Consider the following 2,735-nt stretch of genomic DNA (forward strand, 5'->3'; position numbering starts at 1 on the left):
TCCGGCCAAGAAGACAATGGCGTCGGCTATCTCGTCCGGCGAGGCCTTGCGCCCAAGCGGCGTGTCCGCCAGCAGCGCGCGCTGTCCTTCCTCCGACGTGTGCGCTCCCGCCGTCAGGGGCGTGGCGACGTGTCCGGGGTAGAGGAGTTGGCGCGTACCCCGTTGCCCAGGGCTGCGCATTCGAGCGCGGTAGCCTTGGTGAACATGCGAACGCCGCCCTTTGCCGCACAGTAAGCGCCGGTGTTGGCGGCACCCGCGATGCCGCGGATCGACGACATATTGACGATCGCACCGCCCGTTGGCGACTTCGCGAGCTCCGACGATGCTGCGGGGCGGGACCCGTATATGGACGGCTCGTCGAATGGCTGCCGGCGAACATTCCCCTCGACGACGATGGATCGTCGATCGTGCATGGCGACTTTCGCTGCGACAATCTGATCTTTCATCCCAGCGAACCCCGGATATTGGCCGTGCTCGACTGGGAATTGTCGACACTCGGGCATCCGGGAGCGGACTTCGCCTATCATGCCATGATGTACCGGATGCCGGCACATATCGTCGCCGGACTCGGCGGTGTGGATCCGGCTTCGCTGTGGATCCCATCCGAAGAGGCGTATCTGCAGGCCTATTGTGCTCGGCGTGGCTTGGCTTCGATGCCCGGATACGACTTCTATATCGCGTTCAACTTCTTTCGCCTCGCCGCGATCTTCCACGGAATAAAGGGCCGCGTGCTGAACGGTACGGCGGCGTCCGCCGAGGCACGCCAGCGCGTCGCGGTGCTGCCCGAATTGATGGCGCTGGCCTGGGCGCAGGCGGAGCGCGCGACGCGTCGCTGATATTTGGAGAGTTGCGTATGTCCGATCCTACCGCATTCTGCTGCGTTGCAGCGCTANGGCGCTGGCCTGGGCGCAGGCGGAGCGCGCGACGCGTCGCTGATATTTGGAGAGTTGCGTATGTCCGATCCTACCGCATTCTGCTGCGTTGCAGCGCTATTGGCGGTGTCAGCGCCCTCCGTGGCTCTTGCTCAGGTGCCCCCGCGGCCGGTTCCCCCCGAACAGACGACACAGCCGGCCACGACGAGCGCGTTGCCAGACGACAGCGTGTTGCCCGCGCCCGATCGCTTCAAGCGGTTCGACGATCTTAGTCTGAAGGGCTGGGCGATCTCGTATCCCAAGGTCGCCGATACGATCCTCGCCGATCATCTGGGCGTTCGTGATGCGCTCGCCGATATCGGCATCGGCATTTCGCCGATCAATACGGCTAATTTCCAGTATGACTTCTTGCAGAACGATCGCGGCTATCGTGGACCACAGCTTTATAACGGTCAGCGGATACACGAACCAATACCACGGCCAGCCTCACCGCGACCTATGATCTCGGCCGTATTGGCCTCAAGGGTGGACAGGTCGCGACGACATTGAGCATCGTCGACAACAGCTTTCCAGCAGTGAACGGTCCGAAGAAAATCCGGATCGGTCGTCTGCACTATTATCAGGATGTGATCGCCGGGGTGTTGGACTTCAAAGCGGGCTACATCGACAACACGCAGGAGTTTCTCGGGATCAACGTCGGTGGCAATCTGGCAACCGGAAACCTTGGACCGCAGGCGACGATCCCGTTCCAACTCGGTTTGAGTTATGGCGGGTTTGCCGCGCCNCCGGAAACCTTGGACCGCAGGCGACGATCCCGTTCCAACTCGGTTTGAGTTATGGCGGGTTTGCCGCGCCCGGTATCAACGTCCGGGTACGATCCAAGACCGGCTTCTATAACAAATTCGGTATTCAGCGCAGCTTGCCACCAGGGGGCGCGACAGCGGAAAACGCCGTAAACCCAGGAGGTTTCCGATTCTCCCCTCCAGGGACTGGCGTATTATTGATCGACGAAATCGGTTTCAATCGGGCATCGGCGCCCGGAACGAAATCTGCCTGGGTACGGTTCGGCGGCATTCATAATTCGACGCGCTACACTCGCTTTTCCGACGGTGCGCAAAAAGAAAATTGGGCCGTTTTCGCCGCTGCCGATCGACAGCTGATGCAGACCGATCCGGCGAAACCCTTTCGCGGAATCTATGCCGGAGCGACATTCAACTACGCGCCACCGGAACAGAACTTTTACACGCAATATTACGAGGGCCGAGTCTATGGCGTCGGTCTCATCAAAAGTCGTCCGTTCGATCTGGCATCGTTGGTAACAACGTATAACGTATATAGTCCGGAGGGACTGCGCGCTCGTGTCCCGACAAACCAATCATTCTACAGAGGTACCTGGGCTGCCACGGCCAGCTACGCCTATCGCGCTGCGGCGGGGATCTATATCCAGCCGGGCTTGGGAGTAACGGTGCATTCGATCTTCAGCCCAAGGTTCGGGCCAGCACTGAACGGCTACCTAAGCCTGATCACGCTGTTCTAAGTCTTCCACCAGCGCGCTGATTGCATATCGCCAAGATGCCCATCAATTTCCTGGAGCAATCTGGACCGTCCAAGGGGTGTTCGCCAACGTTCACTTGCCATTCGCAAGGGGCCGATGTCATGGCCGGGTAGTCGCTCATCACGCTATTTCCGCACAGATCTTCCTCGAGTTCGAAAGTGTCGAAACAGCGTACCTGGCACCGAGACGAAGGATGCGCCAAGCCCGGGTGTTGTTGCCCCCTAAAGGCCTGACAGGGCCTCGCAGGTTTGCGCGATGAACTCGCGGGGTGATCGATAGCGCAAAGCGCGGTGCGGATGCACCTCGTT

The 2,735-nt window shown here is 60.3% G+C and carries 2 protein-coding genes and 1 pseudogene; 2 read left to right on the forward strand and 1 reads right to left on the reverse strand.

The window, feature by feature from the left end; translation table 11 throughout:
* Nucleotides 1–113: 113 nt before the first annotated feature.
* A complete protein-coding gene (locus tag ASE69_RS23000) occupies nucleotides 114–278 on the reverse strand; it encodes an SDR family NAD(P)-dependent oxidoreductase (protein WP_235518694.1) in 165 nt (54 codons plus the stop codon).
* Between ASE69_RS23000 and ASE69_RS12645 the strand changes: the two are divergent.
* Both ASE69_RS12645 and ASE69_RS23485 read left to right on the forward strand, forming a co-directional pair.
* Nucleotides 243–836: pseudogene (locus tag ASE69_RS12645) on the forward strand (phosphotransferase); the annotation flags it as partial. The gene ASE69_RS23000 and the pseudogene ASE69_RS12645 sit on opposite strands and share 36 nt — an antisense overlap.
* Before the next feature lie 865 nt (nucleotides 837–1,701).
* Complete coding sequence (locus ASE69_RS23485) at nucleotides 1,702–2,409, forward strand: carbohydrate porin (RefSeq protein ID WP_162236887.1); 708 nt, start codon at nucleotides 1,702–1,704, stop codon at nucleotides 2,407–2,409.
* Nucleotides 2,410–2,735: the final 326 nt, after the last annotated feature.

This window comes from Sphingomonas sp. Leaf208, assembly GCF_001421415.1.
Classification (GTDB): domain Bacteria; phylum Pseudomonadota; class Alphaproteobacteria; order Sphingomonadales; family Sphingomonadaceae; genus Sphingomonas.